Here is a 17,295-nt window from a genome sequence, read left to right on the forward strand (position 1 = left end):
GATATACAAGCTTTTAAAGCAATAAAAAATCTTGTATAATTAACTTAATTTTCATAAAAATTAAACGTCAAACTTTATTTTAGGAGAATTAATATGTTTTCGAGGAATAACAATATTTTTGTTGATGATTTGTCTGTAACAAAGGACAATTATTTAATTGCAGTTTTAAAAATGTTGGTCATTTTTTTAGTAATTAATTATGGAACAGACGTCAGTTATGACCATGAGTATGTTGGGCTATTTATTATATTACTAGGTGTTGTACTTCTTAAAGTTTTAAATATCAATTTATTATCTTTCAAAAAATTAAAATTCACTCATATGCTTTATATTATATTTGGATTTTTGTTGATGTATGGATTAGATTACTTATATGATATGTTCGCACCGCCTACATTAAATGAAATATTGATAGATGAAGAGTCTGAAGATGCACCTTACCACTTAGCTCTGCTTAGTAATGCTATCATTCCACCAATTACAGAAGAAATCATCTGTCGTGGATTGATTATACGAATTTTATTTAGAAATCATCTTTTCTTAGGTTTTATTGTTTCAACTGTATTCTTCACGCTAATACATGAATCAGACACGCTGATTGGTTATCTTCCGTATTTTTATTCAGGTTTAATTTTTGGCTATACTTACTTAAAAACAAAACGATTAGAGGTACCGATTTTAATACATTTTATCAATAACCTCTTAGCCATGTAACAATAAAATCATTAATTATTTTGATATTTACATGATGACACCAAAGCTTTTACAAAGTATTAATAGGTGACTTTCTAAATGTTATTGCATATTTACGTTCTGTAATTATATCAAAACAACAAAATATATTAAGTTTAGCTATGAAAAAATCTATCGTCATAGATTTTTTCATAGCTATTTTTTATAGTTATCGAGCCTATCCCAGACTCTCTATACTGTTATATTAACAGTCATTGACTGAATGATAATAAGCTTTTCAATTATAGGGGCCCCAACACAGAGAATTTCGACAAGAAATTCTACAAGCAATGCGCGTTGGGGTACGGGCCCCAACATAGGAAAGATTAACTCACAATAATGTGCAAGATGGCGGTGCCCAACATAGAGAAATTGTATTTCAATTTCTACAGGCAATGAAATACATATTAATTTAAAATTGACTCCAATATTTAAACCCCCATAAGCACAATGCCTATGAGGGTTTAAATATATTTATATATTATAAAATAGAAAGACCTGAAGATTGAATATCTTTCGCAAAGCCTTTAACTGTATCTACTGATAATTCGTTAATATCGCGACCTAAGTTTGTATTCACTTTTTTCACAACATCTGCTGGGCATGTAATAATATCTGCACCAATTTCATCAGCTTGAATCACATTGAATAATTCGCGGCAACTTGCCCATAATAATTTAACGCCGTCTTTACTATGCGTAACTTTTACAGCCTCTTTCATTAATGGTAATGGATCTACGCCTGTATCTGCAATACGTCCTGCAAATACTGAAACATATGTTGGCACACCTTCAGTTACTGCTTCAGTTATTTCTTTAACTTGTTCAATTGTATAAACAGCCGTAACGTTTAATCTCACATTGTCAGCTGAAAGTTTTTTAATTAAAGGAATCGTTGATTCACCTTTTGTATTTACAATAGGAATTTTAACAAATACATTTTCGCCATATTGTTTTAAAATTGCTGCTTCTTTTTCCATAGTTTCTAAATCGTCTGCAAATACTTCAAATGAAATTGAAGCATCTGGAATTTCTTTCACAGCTTCTTCAGCAAAAGCTTTGTAATCTGTTACGCCCGCTTTCGCCATTAAACTAGGATTTGTTGTAAAACCATCCACTTGTTTGTTTTTATAAGCTGCTTTCATTTCTTCAATATCTGCACCATCCGCAAATACTTCTACATTTAGTTTAGCCATATAATATAGCCTCCTTGATTCTTATTAAAATTTTAACAACATCTGCATGTCTTTTTCTTACAACCATTTGTAAAAAATGATTTTTATTTCTTTGTTATATAAAACATTTATATCACGCTTTTATAATATATAGCTAATTTTTTGCCTATATTTCTTAAAAATGACTTTAGCAACATTGTGTCAACAAGGTAATTAAACTATTGTTTTATGATTGTTTATGATACGATATGTAAATGATAACCATCCAGGAGGTCTAGCATGTCTCGTTCAAAAAAATACTTTTACTTATCTAGCTTAATGATTATTTTAAGCTTTTTCTTTAATACAAATAACGTTTTCCTAAGTGGGCTTTTTAATTCTTTTATTAAATTAATACTTTTCTGCAGTGTTATTAACTCAATTATACTAATATTGTCTATAATTTTTGCAGATCGTTCAATTAAATCACTAAAGCCTGATGCAGATTGGATTAGAATTGCGAGTAAAAGTTTGCCTTGGATTATTCTAATCGTTATTTTAGTACATATCTTTTCGATTGTTCACACATTCGGTTTTATTTAAAAAAGATAAAATGTCAATGTAGCCTTAATACAAAACAATACAATGTATCATACTAAAATGAGTAAATCCATTTGATGACGTTGTTGCGTATAAAAAATATTAGATTTTCGAAATCATAACTATGCATCTAATCGCTATAGTTATACAACAAGATATAACATATAATGAGGTTTGATAATGCATCGACAATTTTTGTCGTCGCGTTGCCAAAACCTCTTTTTTAAATTCAAACTATTTCTTTTCGAGGTGAACCAAATGCAATATGTATATATTTTTATCGGTGGTGCTTTAGGCGCTTTATTACGTTACCTCATTTCTTTTCTGAATACTGACGGAGGTTTTCCAATCGGAACACTGATAGCAAATTTGACTGGTGCCTTTGTAATGGGATTGCTAACAGCCTTAACAATTGAATTTTTTTCAAACCATCCAACCCTAAAAAAAGCTATTACGACTGGTTTTCTTGGTGCTTTAACGACTTTTTCAACATTTCAATTAGAATTAATACACATGTTTGATCATCAACAATTTATAACTTTACTACTATATGCTGTAACAAGTTATGTCTTTGGTATTTTGTTATGTTACGTCGGTATAAAACTAGGTGGTGGTTTATCATGATATCAATCATTTTAGTCATAATTGGCGGCGGTTTGGGTGCAATAGCTAGAAGTGCCGTTACTGATTATTTTAATCATATATTTACTTCCAAGTTACCTATCGCAACATTGATAGTAAATCTTGTTGGTAGTTTTTTAATTGGATTAACTATAGGCTTATCAATTTCAATCTCATGGTTCCCTGCGTTCTTTGTTACCGGTTTTTTAGGTGGCTTAACAACTTTCTCAACGTTAGCCAAGGAACTTACATTAATGATGACACCAAAATTTAATATTAACCTTTTTCTCAATTATTCACTTTTACAATTCATCATTGGATTTATAGCTTGTTATATTGGCTATCATATTTAAAAATAAAATGCTTCATTCAGCAAATAGGTAAATAATGACACCTTCCTGAACGAAGCATTTTTTAATTTTCATGCAAATTTTTTAACACCATATAATGCCTATCAAAATAAAACAATCTTTGTTGCCGTTTAAATAATGTGAATGTCAATAAATTCCCCAAACTAGTCGAAAATAAAACGTTAAGCAATATGTCTATTACCTAACGTTGACAATTTATCTGACCATATCAAAAATTCACCGATTTGTTTCCTAGCCTTCAAAAGTTTTTGGATCAGGTCCAATTCTCTTATCTTGATTTAAACCATCAATTCGCGTCATTTGTTCATCTGATAATTCGAAATCAAATATTCGGAAGTTTTCAGAGATTCTGTTTGGTGTCACCGATTTAGGGATTGTAACCACTCCATGCTGCACATTCCATCTTAAAACAACTTGGGCAGGTGACTTTCCTAATTCTTGAGCAATGTCTTTAATTGTCTCATCATTTAAAATTTGTGCATTCATCAATGGTGACCAAGATTCCATCACGATATGTTGTGCTGCCAAATATAATTTCAATTTATGTTGCGTTAAATATGGATGATATTCAACCTGATTAATTACAGGTTTAATTGACACTTGTGCCAACAAAGCTTCCAAATGTTCAGGTTCAAAATTGCTGACACCTATATTTTTAACTTTATTATTTTTATATAAATCTTCCATACCTTTCCATGTATCAACCATTACGGCTTCGTTCGTACCTGGCCAATGTACTAGATACAAATCTAAGTATTTTAAACCTAATCTAGATAAACTAGCTTCGTAAGCAGCTGCTACATTTTCACGACCAAAATCCTCAAAATATAATTTTGAAGTAATAAATAAGTCTTCTCTAGCAATACCAGTTGATTCCAATCCGGCACGAATACCAGTACCAACTTGTTCTTCATTCCCATAAACTTTTGCGGTATCAATACTACGATATCCTTGTTCAATGGCATACTTAACACTTTCCATGCAATTTTCATCATTTTCCACACGAAATGTCCCTAAACCAATTTGTGGCATCGTGTTTCCATTATAAAATGTTTTAACCTCCATAAATATCGCCTCACCTTTTTGATGTATTATACCCTGTTATCATAACAAATCTGAGTTGAATACATGATAAAAAACACTTACAGCAATCAACCACTAAAATGCTAGTAATATCTTTCAAATATTAATCAAAATGTTAAAGAAATTCTGTTTAATTTATGACAAACTAAAAAAGCCGAAGTAACAACATATAGTCATCACTTCAGCCTAACATTTAATTGAATGATTCAATTTTATCCATCATTTGTTGTAAGTCTTCCACGTTGTATTGAATACGACCATGGAATACAAATTTGTTAAAGAATTCGTCTAATTGTTCAGCGCCCACAAGTACTTTGACTGCACTATTTTGATTGTAATTTGAAATCGTTACATCGCCTTCATTTTTAGGATTAAAGTATAAAATTGAAGTCGGTGTATATTTAGCACCTAAATGTTTTTGTAAGTCTTCAGCCAATTGTTTAATCGCCTCAATTTGATCTGAATAATTTACAAATGATAATGAACGTTTGTCATCATTTTGATCCATCACAATAGTTTGCGGTCTAGATTTATCTAAATCTAATGTATCAAATACTTGTTCCATTGGTGGTAAATCTTTAAATTGACCGCCACTAATACCATTATAAACATGACCTTTTAACAATTGAGAATCAATAATATAAAGACCAGTTCTTGTTAATACTAAATGACTAATACGTTCAATATTATTAAAGCCATCCTTTGGTAAAAAGATATTTGCCATAATGTGCATATCTTCTGGTCGAATTCGTTTTTCTTTAACTAATCTTTCACGAATACCAATTAATCTCATGTCCGTTACATATTCACTATGATTTTTCGAGAACAATTTTAATGCGTCAATCTCACGATCTTTTGTACTAACCATGTGATTATAATCTTCTTGTTGTTTTGTAATTGTCTTTTTATTTTGAATACGCTCTTTCTCTAAAGCTTCTTCATGAGACTTTTTAATGTTTTGTTCTTGTTGTTCATACTTTTCTTCTGTTTGTCGCTTAACTTTTTTCTTACTACCTAAGGCAACTAAGAAAAGGACAAAAAAGATTAATGCAATGACTACTGCAATAATGAGTCCAATGACTACCGGTGAAGATAAATCCATCACAACAACGCTCCTTTTTAATATATGAATAACTTTAATTATAATAGAAAAGCTAAAGATTTTCGATACATATTATCATTTATATACCGAAAATCTTTTATTTAGCTATATTCAATTCATCTTATTATTTTACTGCGTCTTTTAATTCTTCCACTTTGTCTAATTTTTCCCATGGGAATAAGACATCTGTACGTCCAAAATGACCATAAGCAGCAGTTTGTTTGTAAATCGGTTGTTTCAAATCAAGCATTTTAATAATACCTGCAGGTCTTAGGTCAAAGTGTTTTCTAACTGCTTCGACAAGTTGCCCTTCAGAAACTTTACCTGTTCCAAATGTATCAATTGCAATTGACACTGGTTCTGCAACACCAATCGCATATGCCAATTGTACTTCACATTGATCTGCTAAACCTGCTGCAACAATATTTTTAGCCACATAACGTGCAGCATATGCAGCTGAACGGTCTACTTTTGTAGGATCCTTACCACTGAAGCATCCGCCACCATGACGTGCATAGCCACCGTACGTATCAACAATGATTTTACGTCCTGTTAATCCTGCATCACCTTGAGGTCCACCGATTACAAAGCGTCCTGTAGGATTGATGTAAAATTTAGTTTGGTCATTAATCAAGTTTTCAGGAACAGTTGGATAAATGACATGCGCTTTAATGTCTTCTTGAATTTGTTCAAGTGTCACATCCTCAGCATGTTGTGTTGATACGACAATCGTATCAATACGTACAGGGTTATCATTTTCATCATATTCAACAGTGACCTGAACTTTACCGTCTGGTCGTAAATAATTTAACGTACCATCTTTACGCACATCTGATAAACGTTTTGCCAATTGATGTGATAAATAAATTGCTAGAGGCATATACGTCTCTGTTTCATTCGTTGCGTAACCAAACATTAAACCTTGGTCACCTGCACCTGTTGCTTCAATTTCTTCTTCGCTATCTTTATCACGATACTCTAATGCTTTATCCACGCCTTGTGCAATGTCAGGTGATTGTTCATCAATCGCAGTTAAAATTGCCATTGTTTCATAATCATAGCCATATTTTGCTCTTGTGTATCCAATTTCTTTGATTGTTTCTCTTACAACTTTCGGAATATCAACATATGTTGTTGTAGAAATTTCGCCGGCGATCAATGCCATACCTGTTGTAACAGTTGTTTCACAAGCTACACGAGCATTTGGATCGTCTTTTAAAATAGCATCTAATATTGCATCTGACACTTGGTCAGCGATTTTATCTGGGTGTCCTTCTGTAACAGACTCTGAAGTAAATAATCGTTTGTTATTTAACATAGTTTGCTCCTTTAAATTTATATTACGAAAATTCTCTCTCTGTGAGCTAAATAAAAAAGACCTTCTAACTATTAATATAGAGAGAAGGCCTAATACGTCCATTCGCTCTTATCGTTCAGACCTATTTGTCTGCAAACGGTTTGGCACCTTTCTTTTATAAAAAAAGAGGTTGCTGGGTTTCATTGGGTCCATGTCCCTCCACCACTCAGGATAAGAGAATCCGTTAAAAATAATAGTACCTAATTAATGAATTAATGTCAATTTTTCATAAATAAATTTCCAGTAAAATATTGTAGATTAATTATGTTAATGTGTTATACTAATTAAATGTAAAGGCTTACATTTAAATTATCGCTTTGGAGGGATTTAGGATGTCAGTAGACACATACACTGAAACAACTAAAATTGACAAATTACTGAAAAAACCAACGTCACATTTTCAACTTTCGACGACACAACTTTATAATAAAATCTTAGACAATAACGAAGGGGTATTAACAGAACTTGGTGCTGTTAATGCAAGTACTGGAAAATATACTGGTCGTTCGCCTAAAGACAAATTTTTTGTCTCTGAACCTTCATATAGAGATAACATTGACTGGGGAGAAATTAATCAACCTATCGATGAAGAAACTTTCTTGAAGTTATACCATAAAGTACTAGACTATTTAGATAAAAAAGATGAATTATACGTATTTAAAGGCTACGCTGGTAGCGATAAAGATACAATGTTAAAACTTACAGTCATCAATGAATTAGCATGGCATAATTTATTTGCTAAAAATATGTTTATTAGACCTGAATCAAAAGAAGAAGCTACAAAGATTAAACCTAACTTCACTATCGTTTCTGCCCCACATTTTAAAGCAGATCCAGAAGTTGATGGTACTAAATCTGAAACCTTTGTCATTATTTCATTTAAACACAAAGTCATTTTAATCGGCGGTACTGAATACGCTGGTGAAATGAAAAAAGGTATCTTCTCTGTAATGAATTATCTATTACCGATGCAAGATATTATGAGCATGCATTGCTCTGCAAACGTTGGTGAAAAAGGCGATGTCGCATTATTCTTTGGTCTATCTGGCACAGGTAAAACAACCTTATCGGCTGACCCACACCGTAAACTAATCGGTGATGATGAACACGGCTGGAATAAAAACGGGGTCTTCAATATCGAAGGTGGCTGCTATGCGAAAGCAATCAATCTTTCCAAAGAAAAAGAACCACAAATCTTTGACGCAATCAAATATGGTGCAATCCTAGAAAACACGGTTGTTTCAGAAGATGGTTCAGTGGACTTTGAAGACAATCGTTATACAGAAAACACGCGTGCCGCTTATCCAATTAATCACATTGACAATATTGTAGTACCATCAAAAGCAGCACATCCAAATACAATTATTTTCTTAACTGCGGATGCATTTGGTGTTATTCCACCGATTTCAAAGTTAAATAAAGACCAAGCAATGTATCATTTCTTGAGTGGTTTCACTTCTAAATTAGCTGGTACGGAGCGTGGTGTGACAGAACCTGAACCATCATTCTCAACATGTTTCGGAGCACCTTTCTTCCCGTTACACCCTACTGTTTACGCTGATTTATTAGGTGAACTTATCGATTTACATGATGTTGATGTTTATCTTGTTAATACTGGATGGACTGGCGGAAAATATGGTGTAGGACGAAGAATCAGCTTACATTACACACGTCAAATGGTAAACCAAGCGATTTCTGGTAAATTGAAAAATGCAGAATATACAAAAGATAGTACGTTTGGTTTAAGCATTCCTGTAGAAATTGAAGATGTACCGAAAACTATTTTAAATCCAATTAATGCTTGGAGCGACAAAGAGAAATATAAAGCACAAGCAGAAGATTTAATTCAACGTTTTGAAAAGAACTTCGAAAAATTTGGTGAAAAAGTTGAACATATTGCTGAAAAAGGTAGTTTCAACAAATAAATTTGCATACTAATTAAAGAGCCAACCGTTGTTATAGTCTAACAATGGTTGGCTCCTCTTATTTTATATGGTAAAAATTTATAGGCAATTTTATTACAACAATCACATTTAAGGTGACCTTCATGCCAAACTCACATCACTCATTCAATGGAAGCACCACGTCTTCACATAAAGTACCGATCCTTTACGCTATGCATGTTGCCCCGCTTTGCATAAAGTACTTATCGTTAACTCAACGCAAGTTGTTCCTATTCACAAAAAGCACATACAGTTATCTGCATGGAGCACATTTTCATTGAAAGCGCGTACCGCTCATTCAACGCATGTAGCACCACATCTTCAAAGATTGATAGTTCCCATGCGCACACCAAATTTTATACTAGCTATGCAACTCAACTTGGTTCATAAATTCTTTAATATAAGTCAATGTTTCAACCATCGCTGGTGGTCTTGGCACATGTCCTTCTGCCATTTGATAAAATCTTTCATGCGTGGCACCTTTTAACTCTAGTTGGTCCGCTAAATAATACGCATGATGAATACCAACTTGTTGGTCTTTCCCTCCATGTACAATTAATATCGGCGGACTGTTTTCATTAATGTTTGGAATCGCTTGGCGTGCCTCATATGCCGCTCGATCTTTTTTCGGATGACCAATCATTCTTCGTAGCATGCCTCTTAAATCGACACGTTCTTCATACATTAAATCAATATCTGAGACACCACCCCAGATTGTATAACTTGTTACTGGTAAGTCTTGAAATGTCAACAATCCTTGTAGTCCACCTCTTGAGAAACCAACCATATGAATAAAAGCTTGCGGATATTTATCATGTAGCAACCTTAATAATTCAGTCACATCATTTAAATCGCCACGATAAAATTCATCTTTACCTTCACTCCCATTGTTACCTCGGTAGTATGGCCCAATCACTAAAGTTTGACTATCTGAAAATTGCATTAATCTACCTGCGCGCACACGTCCTACTTGGCCTTTGCCACCTCGCAAATATACTACAATGCGTTTTACTTCATGAAGTGGTGTCATCATTAAAGCTTTGACTTGTAAATCATCTGACAAATATGTAATTTCTTCGAATTGATGCGTAACAGATTCAATTGGCATTCGTTTACGTTTGATAAAATCCAAGTGATTGCACCCTCTCTACGCATTTTAAAATGGTACTATCTTGTAGTAAGAAACTCCGTTGTGCGAGTTCAATATCATTGATACAGTTAAACAACACTGGCCCTGCTGTTTCTAAATAATCATTCTTGCTTACCAATGATTCAACTTCGATAAAATATACATCTTTTACAAAATCAGTTTGATCATGTGTTTCAATGGTATATTGCGCTATGTAATGAATATTTTTAACTTTGGCGCCTGTTTCTTCATATAATTCACGGGTAACTGCTTCAGCACTACTTTCCCCGCGTTCCCTTTTACCACCAGGAAATTCAATACCCCGTAAATTATGTTTGGTAAAAAGCAATTGATTTTTAAACGTTGGAATAGCTAGCACATGATTACCATCTGCTATCTCATTATCCTTTTTAAATGTCAAATTAACTTGACGATTATCTTTATCCCTAAACTTCACGCGCATCACATCCCTACATTGTATGTTAATATAATAGTTAATCACTATTGTTGGAGGCATTAATTATGAAAAAGATATTCTTGGCGATGATTCATTTATATCAACGTTTCATTTCGCCACTCACTCCACCAACTTGTCGTTTTTATCCAACATGTTCAGAGTACACTAGAGAAGCGATTCAATACCACGGTGCTTTCAAAGGCCTTTATTTAGGTATCCGTCGTATTTTAAAATGTCACCCGTTTCATAAAGGTGGCTTTGACCCTGTTCCATTAAAAAAAGACAAGTCAGCAAGCAAGCATTCACATAAACATAACCATTAATATGGTTGTAATTGAGTTATATCTACTAAAGGGGGGCGAAATTCGAGTCGTCCCTCTTTTAATATGCCTGAATGCGCCACCACATCTTGTTCAAAATAATAACCTGCTGGTGTAACATCTCCTGGATAATCACCTTTACGAGCAAGCATCGCTGTAAAATAACGGCTTAAACCATATTCATACATGCCGCCAATAACCACTTTTACACCATGACTTTTCAAAGTATCAATTGCCGTTTGCACTTTATCAATGCCACCTAGACGAAATGGTTTTAATACAACAACTTTCACATTGTATAATTCTATTAAATTAATAATGTTCGACAACGACGTCGCCTTTTCATCAAGAGCTATTGGAGGTATTGTTCCATCCACTACTTCATCAAGCATTGAGATATCTTTAAATGGCTCTTCGATATAAAGAACCTGTTCACTCGCTAATAACTGTAACTGTGTGAAATCTTGACGAATCAAGGACTCATTTGCATCTATAACCAATTGAAAGTGAAAGTCTAATTCCCGTAACACTCTAATTTGATGCATGATTTGAGGTGTCCATTTTAATTTAATTCTGGTCGGCTTTGTTGCTTTCAATGACTCTAATTGTTTATTTGATAAGCCGCTCGCTGTCGCTCCATATGCTACTGAAAATGAAGGCAGTACATGAAACATTTGATACAATGCCATGACAATAGTTGCCCTTGCAGCAGGCGTATTTTCCAATGAATCTACTAGTTTTAGTGCAGCTTCATACGTTTCAAATGATTTATTTCTATTATCTTCGAACCATTGCTCAATTACATGTTTCACTGAAGCAATTGTTTCATGATCATACCAATCTGTTTGAAAAGCGTTACATTCCCCGAAATATGCATTTCCTTTATCATCAATCAATTCGATAAACAAACAATCACGATGCGTTAAAGTGACTTTCGGTGTTACAATTTGTGACTTAAATGGCTCACTATATTTATAAAAATGCAAAGCTGTCAACTTCATCAAATCATCCTCTATACAACTTATTTCTTTGTAATTTACCTGTTGATGTATAAGGTAAAGTATCAACCTTTTCAAAGTGTTTCGGTACTTTATATTTCGCTAAATGTTGTGATAAATATGCAATCAATTGTGCCTTTGAAATGTCGCTTTCACTGACAAAATATAATTTAGGCACTTGGCCCCAAGTATCATCAGGATGCCCTATACATACTGCGTCACTGATACCTGGAAATTGCTTCGCTACCGTTTCAATTTGATATGGATAAATATTTTCACCGCCACTAATAATTAAATCTTTACGTCGGTCATAAATCATGACATAACCTTCATGATCTATTTCAGCAATGTCACCCGTATTAAAATAACCATTTTCAAACGTATCCGTTAAATCTGTTGGATACAAATATCCATTCATCACATTGGCACCTTTAATCATTAATTCTCCATGACCTTCTTTATTAGGATTTTTAACTTTTACGTCAACATTGGCACTTGGCATGCCAACGGTATCAGGACGTTCATGCAACATTTGCGGTGTTGCAGTTAAAAATTGTGAACATGTCTCAGTCATACCAAATGAATTATAAATTGGCAGGTTATATTGTAATGCCGTCTCTATCATAGTGGCAGATAATTTCGCACCGCCGAGTAATATTTTTTGTAAATCATGAGGTTCATGTAAACCTTGTTGCATAAGCCAATTTAAAGTTTGTGGCACAAGCGAAATGTGCGTGATGCGTTCATTTTTTATCATCGTTAAAATTTGTTCGGCATTAAATTTATCAACAATGCGCACAGTAAACCCTTCAATAACTGCTCTTAAAAGTACACTGAGACCCGAAATATGATAAATCGGCAAGACAGATAGCCAATTAGTATCATGATCAAATCCCAAGCTCTCTTTACATCCGATTGCACTGGCATAATGATTACGAAACGTTTGTGGCACCGCTTTTTGAGGGCCAGTTGTCCCTGATGTAAACATAATCGATGCAATGTCATCTATATTAAATGATGTATTTAATATGTTGGACGGCGAATCTTTCGGCACCACAGTTTCATTCAATGTATCATATTGGATGTCCAATGTGTTGTCCATTAAATCGTTCATTGTAATATCCGTTCCAGCGAATTCAATATCATCCAGCGATACAATTTGAAACCCTCGCAATTCCAGTGGCAAGGTACAAAAAATCAATTGTACATCGATTGATCTCATCTGATTCTTCATCTCATTAGGTGTCAACCTTGTATTAATCATCGCAATTTCAATATTTGCCAACCAACATGCATGTATTAAAATAATCGATTGAATCGAATTATCTATGTATAGCCCAACACGAGATTGTTGATAAGCCTTGAGTCTTCTAGCCAATAGACTCGCTTCACAGTATAAATTTTGATAAGTATAAGATTCTTGACCATCTGTTATCGCAATATGATGTCCATTTTGTTGTGCTTGTTTATATAACCAAAAGTCCATGCGCTATTCCTCCAAAATCATTTACATTATAATTATAACGATTTTATGACATTCTAGCAGTGGTTATGTTTAAAAATATAAAAAAGTAGACGAATTGATTCATTGATATGATTGTTATAATGCTCAATACATATCGTTATATCACTCGTCTACTATTATCAGTTATTTTTATTTAATTTTAGTGTAAGTCTGTCATTCTGATGTGGTGATTTACCCATTGTTGCCACATCATCTGCAATGTCAATTGGTATACGATTCATGTCTTGTAATGCACTTAAATGGAATACTTCATCATCTAAATTTTCAATGAGATATACATAATATGTTACCTTGTCCTTTTTATATTTTAACGTTTTCCAAAATTCCGGCTTGCAATTCAATACATTGTCCGGAATATATTCAATAAATAAGTAACGTTTGCTGCCTACTTTGTCTACGAAATATTTTGCAGTGCCTTTTTCTATACCTCTTATATGTGCATAGTCTGCTGAAAAGTAAATACTACCTATTGTTTCATTATGTTGTTGTATTTCAAATCGTTGGCCTACTATTTTATTATTTGTGCCACAACTACTTAAAAAAATCAGTAGATATAGCATTAAACATATTTTCATCCCCTTGAATTTTAAAAACTTTTTCAAAAGCAACACCTCTAAATATAAATACAATATATTATATCAAATAGAAATTATTATTTTGTTAAATTATGTTGTCATGTTCGTGTCATTTTGAGTCGTAATACAACTTTACAATTATTAAATTAACACTTCTGCAATCCAAAAATATTTTTAAAGTTTTGAAAAAAATTAAAGTATTTCCACTACTAATTTGGTAAAATATGATTATGTGATATAGTGAAAGCGTTTTACACTTAATAACTCCCTCTTAAATGCATCCAGGTTTTATGTAGTAAATCATGAAAATAACATATAAATATAGAGGAGATTTACCTTTGAATACAGAGAACAACAAGAATCAAAACCAATCTGCTAAAAATTCTGAAAGACGTGGCATGTTAAAAGGATGCGGCGGTTGCCTTATTTCTTTTATTATATTAATTATCTTATTATCAGCCTGTTCAATGATGTTTAGTAATAATGACAATTCCACTAGTAATCAATCATCAAAAACGCAATTAACTCAAAAAGACGAAGATAAAAGTGAAAATATGCCTGAAGAAAAATCAGAATCAGAAACAGATAAGGATTTACAATCAACCGAAGAAGTACCCGCAAATGAAAATACTGAAAAGAATCAACATGAAATTGATGAAACAACAACAAAAGATCAATCAGATGATGAAATTAACACACCAAACGTTGCAGAAGATAAATCACAAGACGACTTGAAAGATGATTTAAATGAAAAGCAACAACCAAGTGACCATCATCAATCCACTCAACCTAAGACTTCACCATCAACTGAAACAAACAAGCAACAATCATTTGCTAATTGTAAGCAACTTAGACAAGTTTATCCGAATGGTGTCACTGCCGATCATCCAGCATATCGACCACATTTAGATAGAGATAAAGATAAACGTGCATGTGAACCTGATAAATATTAAACAACAAGCGAATTGAATTCAAATTGTATTTAGCTTTATGCACTAATCACATAGTAAAAAATGAGGGAGATTTTTTAGGCATGAGCAATCAATTTAAAAGCGAAGAAGAGCGAAGACAATGGGAACAATTCCAAGCTTTCCAAAATCAACAAAACCAACAGTACCAGCAATACGGACAAAAGAAATCTAAAAAAGGATGGTTCTGGGGCTGTGGTGGTTGTCTAGTATTATTTATTTTAATTATCATCGGTATTTCAGCTTGTACAGCTGGTATTACAGGTAACCTTGGCGGAAATAGTTCTAAAGAAACGAACAAAACCCATAAAATTGGAGAGACTGTAAAAAATGGTGATCTTGAAGTCACAGTTAATTCAGTTGAAACTATGAAATCAGTTGGTCCATCTATCGCGCCAACAAATGCTAAAGGTACATTTGTCGTTGCTGATGTGACGATTAAAAACAAAGGTAAAGAAGCGTTAACAATTGATAGTTCAATGTTTAAGCTAAAATCCGGTGATAAAACATTTGAAGCAGATAATACAGGTTCAATGTCTGCTAATCAAAATGACAATGGTAGTATAGAAAATTCATTTTTCTTACAGCGTATAAATCCAGATAGCACTGCTCAAGGTAAAATTGTTTTCGATGTGTCAGAAAACATAGCCAACGCAAAAGATAAAAAATTAGAAGTTATTTCTAGTTTATTTAGCGTCAAGAAGATTACATTTGATTTATCCGATGCTAAAAAAACATCAAAAGCTAAAAAAGACAAGCAAGATACAGAAGTAGCTGTTACGAGTTCAAATAGCGATAATGTAAATTATGAAGCTTCGGCTACTACACCTGCTACAACTTCTAGTGCGGATACTGATTCTGAAGATAGCGAAAAGTCTAGTAAAGATGAGGATAAGCAGAATGCGTCTAAAAGTGATAAATCTAGTGTAGAAAAAAGTGAATCTAATGAGGAAACTGCTCCTGTAGAGCCCATGCCCCATAGCAAACCTACCACTAGTGAAGCACCACCTAGTCAAAATATTCACAATGAAAATAGTATGTACGACGCTTCAACAGAATAAAATTTCAGGGTAGCTCGGCTACCCTTCTTTTACGGAAAAATTAATTATACATAATCAAATCAAGGAGATAAAAAAATGAAATTCAAAGCTATCGTTGCAATCACATTATCATTGTCACTATTAACTGCCTGTGGTGCTAATCAACATAAAGAAAATAGTAGTAAATCAAATGACATTAATAAAAAGACGCAACAAACTGACAACACTACACAGTCAAATACAGAAAAGCAAATGACACCACAAGAAGCCGAAGATATCGTTCGAAACGATTACAAAGCAAGAGGTGCTAACGAAAATCAAACATTAAATTATAAAACAAATCTTGAACGAAGTAATGAATATGAATATTATGTTGAACATCTAGTCCGCGATGCAGTTGGCACACCATTAAAACGTTGTGCTATTGTTAATCGACACAATGGTACGATTATTAATATTTTTGATGATATGTCAGAAAAAGATAAAGAAGAATTTGAAGCATTTAAAAAGAGAAGCCCTAAATACAACCCAGGTATGAGTGATCATGATGAAACAGATGGTGAGTCAGAAGACATTCAACATCATGATATTGACAATAACAAAGCCATTCAAAATGATACACCAGATCAAAAAGTCGATGATAAAAGTGATAAAAATGCTGTTAATAAAGAAGAAAAACACGATAACCGTACAAATAATTCTGAAGAAACTAAAGTTAAATAATGGCATACTTTGATTAATTGTAATTTTTAGGAGAACCGCTATGATAACATTTGAAAATATACAACAACTTGAAAAATACACCTTAATGACTATGCATGGTCTTTTTAATCAACTTAAACTCGGTATTATTTCAATCGACAATGCAGAGCATTTGCTCTTTACACCTTATATGATGGAAACACTCTCTTCCCTAGGTGTGAAACCAGACATTATCGATTTAATTCACAAAGGGACAGAGTTAGAAGACTTTGCAGCATTTAATTTATCAATTGATGATACAGTTACAGTCTGTTTACAAAGATCTGAAGAACTATTAAAACAATACAAAAGTGTAGAATTCAATGACAAAATATTAATCAATTGGCGCGTTATACAAAAGTAATAGACATATAAAAGTCGAACGTAACTAAGTGGGTATTGATTTTATTCTTTCTAAGTTACAAGTATTTCATTTTATAAAGTTTGAAAAGAGGTTTATTGAAATGGAGAAAAACGAATATACAGCTAAATATAATGAATATAGTCAATTATTAGACGCTACTTACTCGCAAGCTGTAGCATACCTTGGTATGTCAACAATTTTTTAGACAGTTTTCAT

19 protein-coding genes, 1 pseudogene and 1 riboswitch are annotated in these 17,295 nt (G+C 33.1%); of the genes and pseudogenes, 11 read left to right on the forward strand and 9 right to left on the reverse strand.

The window, feature by feature from the left end:
• The first annotated feature begins 93 nt into the window (after positions 1-93).
• Complete coding sequence (locus tag HMPREF2658_RS06335; RefSeq protein ID WP_000492904.1) at positions 94-714, forward strand: CPBP family intramembrane glutamic endopeptidase; 621 nt, start codon at positions 94-96, stop codon at positions 712-714.
• 499 nt (positions 715-1,213) lie between these two features.
• On the opposite strand, the gene HMPREF2658_RS06340 is transcribed toward HMPREF2658_RS06335, so the two are convergent.
• Positions 1,214-1,927 (reverse strand): transaldolase, encoded by a 714-nt coding sequence (locus tag HMPREF2658_RS06340; protein WP_001096494.1) that lies wholly within the window; start codon positions 1,925-1,927, stop codon positions 1,214-1,216.
• Between the two features lie 258 nt (positions 1,928-2,185).
• On the opposite strand from HMPREF2658_RS06340, the gene HMPREF2658_RS06345 reads away from it, so the two are divergent.
• From HMPREF2658_RS06345 to HMPREF2658_RS06355, 3 genes are all read left to right on the forward strand, one after another.
• Complete coding sequence (locus HMPREF2658_RS06345) at positions 2,186-2,488, forward strand: hypothetical protein (RefSeq protein ID WP_000091443.1); 303 nt, start codon at positions 2,186-2,188, stop codon at positions 2,486-2,488.
• A gap of 255 nt (positions 2,489-2,743) precedes the next feature.
• On the forward strand, positions 2,744-3,109 hold the full coding sequence (gene crcB / locus HMPREF2658_RS06350; protein ID WP_001200545.1) for a fluoride efflux transporter CrcB: 366 nt from the start codon (positions 2,744-2,746) through the stop codon (positions 3,107-3,109).
• A complete protein-coding gene (locus tag HMPREF2658_RS06355) occupies positions 3,106-3,459 on the forward strand; it encodes a fluoride efflux transporter FluC (protein WP_000623468.1) in 354 nt (117 codons plus the stop codon). The genes crcB and HMPREF2658_RS06355 overlap by 4 nt, the downstream gene beginning before the upstream one ends.
• A gap of 249 nt (positions 3,460-3,708) precedes the next feature.
• On the opposite strand, the gene HMPREF2658_RS06360 is transcribed toward HMPREF2658_RS06355, so the two are convergent.
• From HMPREF2658_RS06360 to metK, 3 genes are all read right to left on the reverse strand, one after another.
• Positions 3,709-4,542, reverse strand: a complete 834-nt coding sequence (locus HMPREF2658_RS06360; RefSeq protein ID WP_000453324.1) for an aldo/keto reductase — start codon at positions 4,540-4,542, stop codon at positions 3,709-3,711.
• 211 nt (positions 4,543-4,753) lie between these two features.
• The gene (locus HMPREF2658_RS06365; protein WP_000366165.1) at positions 4,754-5,662 is read right to left on the reverse strand and encodes a nuclease-related domain-containing protein; all 909 of its coding nucleotides are present in this window, start codon (positions 5,660-5,662) and stop codon (positions 4,754-4,756) included.
• A 124-nt stretch (positions 5,663-5,786) separates the two neighbouring features.
• On the reverse strand, positions 5,787-6,980 hold the full coding sequence (gene metK / locus HMPREF2658_RS06370) for a methionine adenosyltransferase (protein WP_000933821.1): 1,194 nt from the start codon (positions 6,978-6,980) through the stop codon (positions 5,787-5,789).
• 105 nt (positions 6,981-7,085) lie between these two features.
• Positions 7,086-7,197, reverse strand: a riboswitch (SAM riboswitch).
• A 154-nt stretch (positions 7,198-7,351) separates the two neighbouring features.
• Between metK and pckA the strand changes: the two genes are divergently transcribed.
• Positions 7,352-8,944, forward strand: a complete 1,593-nt coding sequence (gene pckA / locus HMPREF2658_RS06375; RefSeq protein WP_000109912.1) for a phosphoenolpyruvate carboxykinase (ATP) — start codon at positions 7,352-7,354, stop codon at positions 8,942-8,944.
• 379 nt (positions 8,945-9,323) lie between these two features.
• Here the strand turns inward: pckA and HMPREF2658_RS06380 are convergent, their stop codons facing one another.
• Together HMPREF2658_RS06380 and ytkD are read right to left on the reverse strand one after the other, a co-directional pair.
• Positions 9,324-10,070: an alpha/beta hydrolase family protein gene (locus HMPREF2658_RS06380; RefSeq protein WP_001827685.1), complete on the reverse strand. Its 747-nt coding sequence runs from the start codon at positions 10,068-10,070 to the stop codon at positions 9,324-9,326.
• Between the two features lie 4 nt (positions 10,071-10,074).
• Entirely contained in the window at positions 10,075-10,548 is a 474-nt protein-coding gene (gene ytkD, locus HMPREF2658_RS06385) for an RNA deprotection pyrophosphohydrolase (RefSeq protein WP_000672013.1), read from the reverse strand.
• Positions 10,549-10,613: 65 nt separating this feature from the next.
• Here ytkD and yidD point away from each other — a divergent pair, with 65 nt between their 5' ends.
• Complete coding sequence (gene yidD / locus HMPREF2658_RS06390; RefSeq protein ID WP_000718111.1) at positions 10,614-10,871, forward strand: membrane protein insertion efficiency factor YidD; 258 nt, start codon at positions 10,614-10,616, stop codon at positions 10,869-10,871.
• Here yidD and menC read toward each other — a convergent pair.
• From menC to HMPREF2658_RS06405, 3 genes are all read right to left on the reverse strand, one after another.
• Entirely contained in the window at positions 10,868-11,869 is a 1,002-nt protein-coding gene (menC, locus tag HMPREF2658_RS06395; RefSeq protein ID WP_000778530.1) for an o-succinylbenzoate synthase, read from the reverse strand. The genes yidD and menC overlap by 4 nt on opposite strands.
• 4 nt (positions 11,870-11,873) lie before the next feature.
• Positions 11,874-13,352 carry an o-succinylbenzoate--CoA ligase gene (gene menE / locus HMPREF2658_RS06400; protein WP_000348383.1) on the reverse strand — a complete coding sequence of 493 codons (1,479 nt, stop codon included), beginning with the start codon at positions 13,350-13,352 and terminating at the stop codon, positions 11,874-11,876.
• A gap of 158 nt (positions 13,353-13,510) precedes the next feature.
• Positions 13,511-13,966 (reverse strand): DUF4909 domain-containing protein, encoded by a 456-nt coding sequence (locus HMPREF2658_RS06405; protein ID WP_072468941.1) that lies wholly within the window; start codon positions 13,964-13,966, stop codon positions 13,511-13,513.
• A 302-nt stretch (positions 13,967-14,268) separates the two neighbouring features.
• Between HMPREF2658_RS06405 and HMPREF2658_RS06410 the strand changes: the two genes are divergently transcribed.
• From HMPREF2658_RS06410 to HMPREF2658_RS14850, 5 genes and pseudogenes are all read left to right on the forward strand, one after another.
• Positions 14,269-14,919 (forward strand): excalibur calcium-binding domain-containing protein, encoded by a 651-nt coding sequence (locus HMPREF2658_RS06410; RefSeq protein ID WP_001796416.1) that lies wholly within the window; start codon positions 14,269-14,271, stop codon positions 14,917-14,919.
• A gap of 80 nt (positions 14,920-14,999) precedes the next feature.
• The gene (locus tag HMPREF2658_RS06415; protein WP_000070666.1) at positions 15,000-15,995 is read left to right on the forward strand and encodes a DUF4352 domain-containing protein; all 996 of its coding nucleotides are present in this window, start codon (positions 15,000-15,002) and stop codon (positions 15,993-15,995) included.
• A gap of 75 nt (positions 15,996-16,070) precedes the next feature.
• On the forward strand, positions 16,071-16,697 hold the full coding sequence (locus HMPREF2658_RS06420) for a hypothetical protein (RefSeq protein WP_000669031.1): 627 nt from the start codon (positions 16,071-16,073) through the stop codon (positions 16,695-16,697).
• A 40-nt stretch (positions 16,698-16,737) separates the two neighbouring features.
• Positions 16,738-17,079 carry a DUF3969 family protein gene (locus HMPREF2658_RS06425; protein WP_000627532.1) on the forward strand — a complete coding sequence of 114 codons (342 nt, stop codon included), beginning with the start codon at positions 16,738-16,740 and terminating at the stop codon, positions 17,077-17,079.
• A 100-nt stretch (positions 17,080-17,179) separates the two neighbouring features.
• Positions 17,180-17,263, forward strand: a pseudogene (locus tag HMPREF2658_RS14850) (hypothetical protein); the annotation flags it as partial.
• Positions 17,264-17,295: the final 32 nt, after the last annotated feature.

Origin of the sequence: Staphylococcus sp. HMSC062H10, from assembly GCF_001836945.1 — a bacterium.
GTDB classification, from domain to species: Bacteria; Bacillota; Bacilli; order Staphylococcales; family Staphylococcaceae; genus Staphylococcus; species Staphylococcus aureus.

What these genes read in the sequence shown, in the direction of transcription:
- crcB (WP_001200545.1), top strand. Translation starts at nt 2,744, where the DNA reads ATGCAATATGTATATATTTTTATCGGTGGTGCTTTAGGCGCTTTATTA.
- HMPREF2658_RS06405 (WP_072468941.1), bottom strand. Translation starts at nt 13,966, where the DNA reads ATGAAAATATGTTTAATGCTATATCTACTGATTTTTTTAAGTAGTTGT.
- HMPREF2658_RS06415 (WP_000070666.1), top strand. Translation starts at nt 15,000, where the DNA reads ATGAGCAATCAATTTAAAAGCGAAGAAGAGCGAAGACAATGGGAACAA.
- pckA (WP_000109912.1), top strand. Translation starts at nt 7,352, where the DNA reads ATGTCAGTAGACACATACACTGAAACAACTAAAATTGACAAATTACTG.
- HMPREF2658_RS06335 (WP_000492904.1), top strand. Translation starts at nt 94, where the DNA reads ATGTTTTCGAGGAATAACAATATTTTTGTTGATGATTTGTCTGTAACA.
- HMPREF2658_RS06345 (WP_000091443.1), top strand. Translation starts at nt 2,186, where the DNA reads ATGTCTCGTTCAAAAAAATACTTTTACTTATCTAGCTTAATGATTATT.
- yidD (WP_000718111.1), top strand. Translation starts at nt 10,614, where the DNA reads ATGAAAAAGATATTCTTGGCGATGATTCATTTATATCAACGTTTCATT.
- HMPREF2658_RS06420 (WP_000669031.1), top strand. Translation starts at nt 16,071, where the DNA reads ATGAAATTCAAAGCTATCGTTGCAATCACATTATCATTGTCACTATTA.
- menE (WP_000348383.1), bottom strand. Translation starts at nt 13,352, where the DNA reads ATGGACTTTTGGTTATATAAACAAGCACAACAAAATGGACATCATATT.
- HMPREF2658_RS06380 (WP_001827685.1), bottom strand. Translation starts at nt 10,070, where the DNA reads ATGCCAATTGAATCTGTTACGCATCAATTCGAAGAAATTACATATTTG.
- menC (WP_000778530.1), bottom strand. Translation starts at nt 11,869, where the DNA reads ATGAAGTTGACAGCTTTGCATTTTTATAAATATAGTGAGCCATTTAAG.
- HMPREF2658_RS06340 (WP_001096494.1), bottom strand. Translation starts at nt 1,927, where the DNA reads ATGGCTAAACTAAATGTAGAAGTATTTGCGGATGGTGCAGATATTGAA.
- HMPREF2658_RS06360 (WP_000453324.1), bottom strand. Translation starts at nt 4,542, where the DNA reads ATGGAGGTTAAAACATTTTATAATGGAAACACGATGCCACAAATTGGT.
- HMPREF2658_RS06355 (WP_000623468.1), top strand. Translation starts at nt 3,106, where the DNA reads ATGATATCAATCATTTTAGTCATAATTGGCGGCGGTTTGGGTGCAATA.
- HMPREF2658_RS06410 (WP_001796416.1), top strand. Translation starts at nt 14,269, where the DNA reads ATGAAAATAACATATAAATATAGAGGAGATTTACCTTTGAATACAGAG.
- metK (WP_000933821.1), bottom strand. Translation starts at nt 6,980, where the DNA reads ATGTTAAATAACAAACGATTATTTACTTCAGAGTCTGTTACAGAAGGA.
- HMPREF2658_RS06365 (WP_000366165.1), bottom strand. Translation starts at nt 5,662, where the DNA reads ATGGATTTATCTTCACCGGTAGTCATTGGACTCATTATTGCAGTAGTC.
- HMPREF2658_RS06425 (WP_000627532.1), top strand. Translation starts at nt 16,738, where the DNA reads ATGATAACATTTGAAAATATACAACAACTTGAAAAATACACCTTAATG.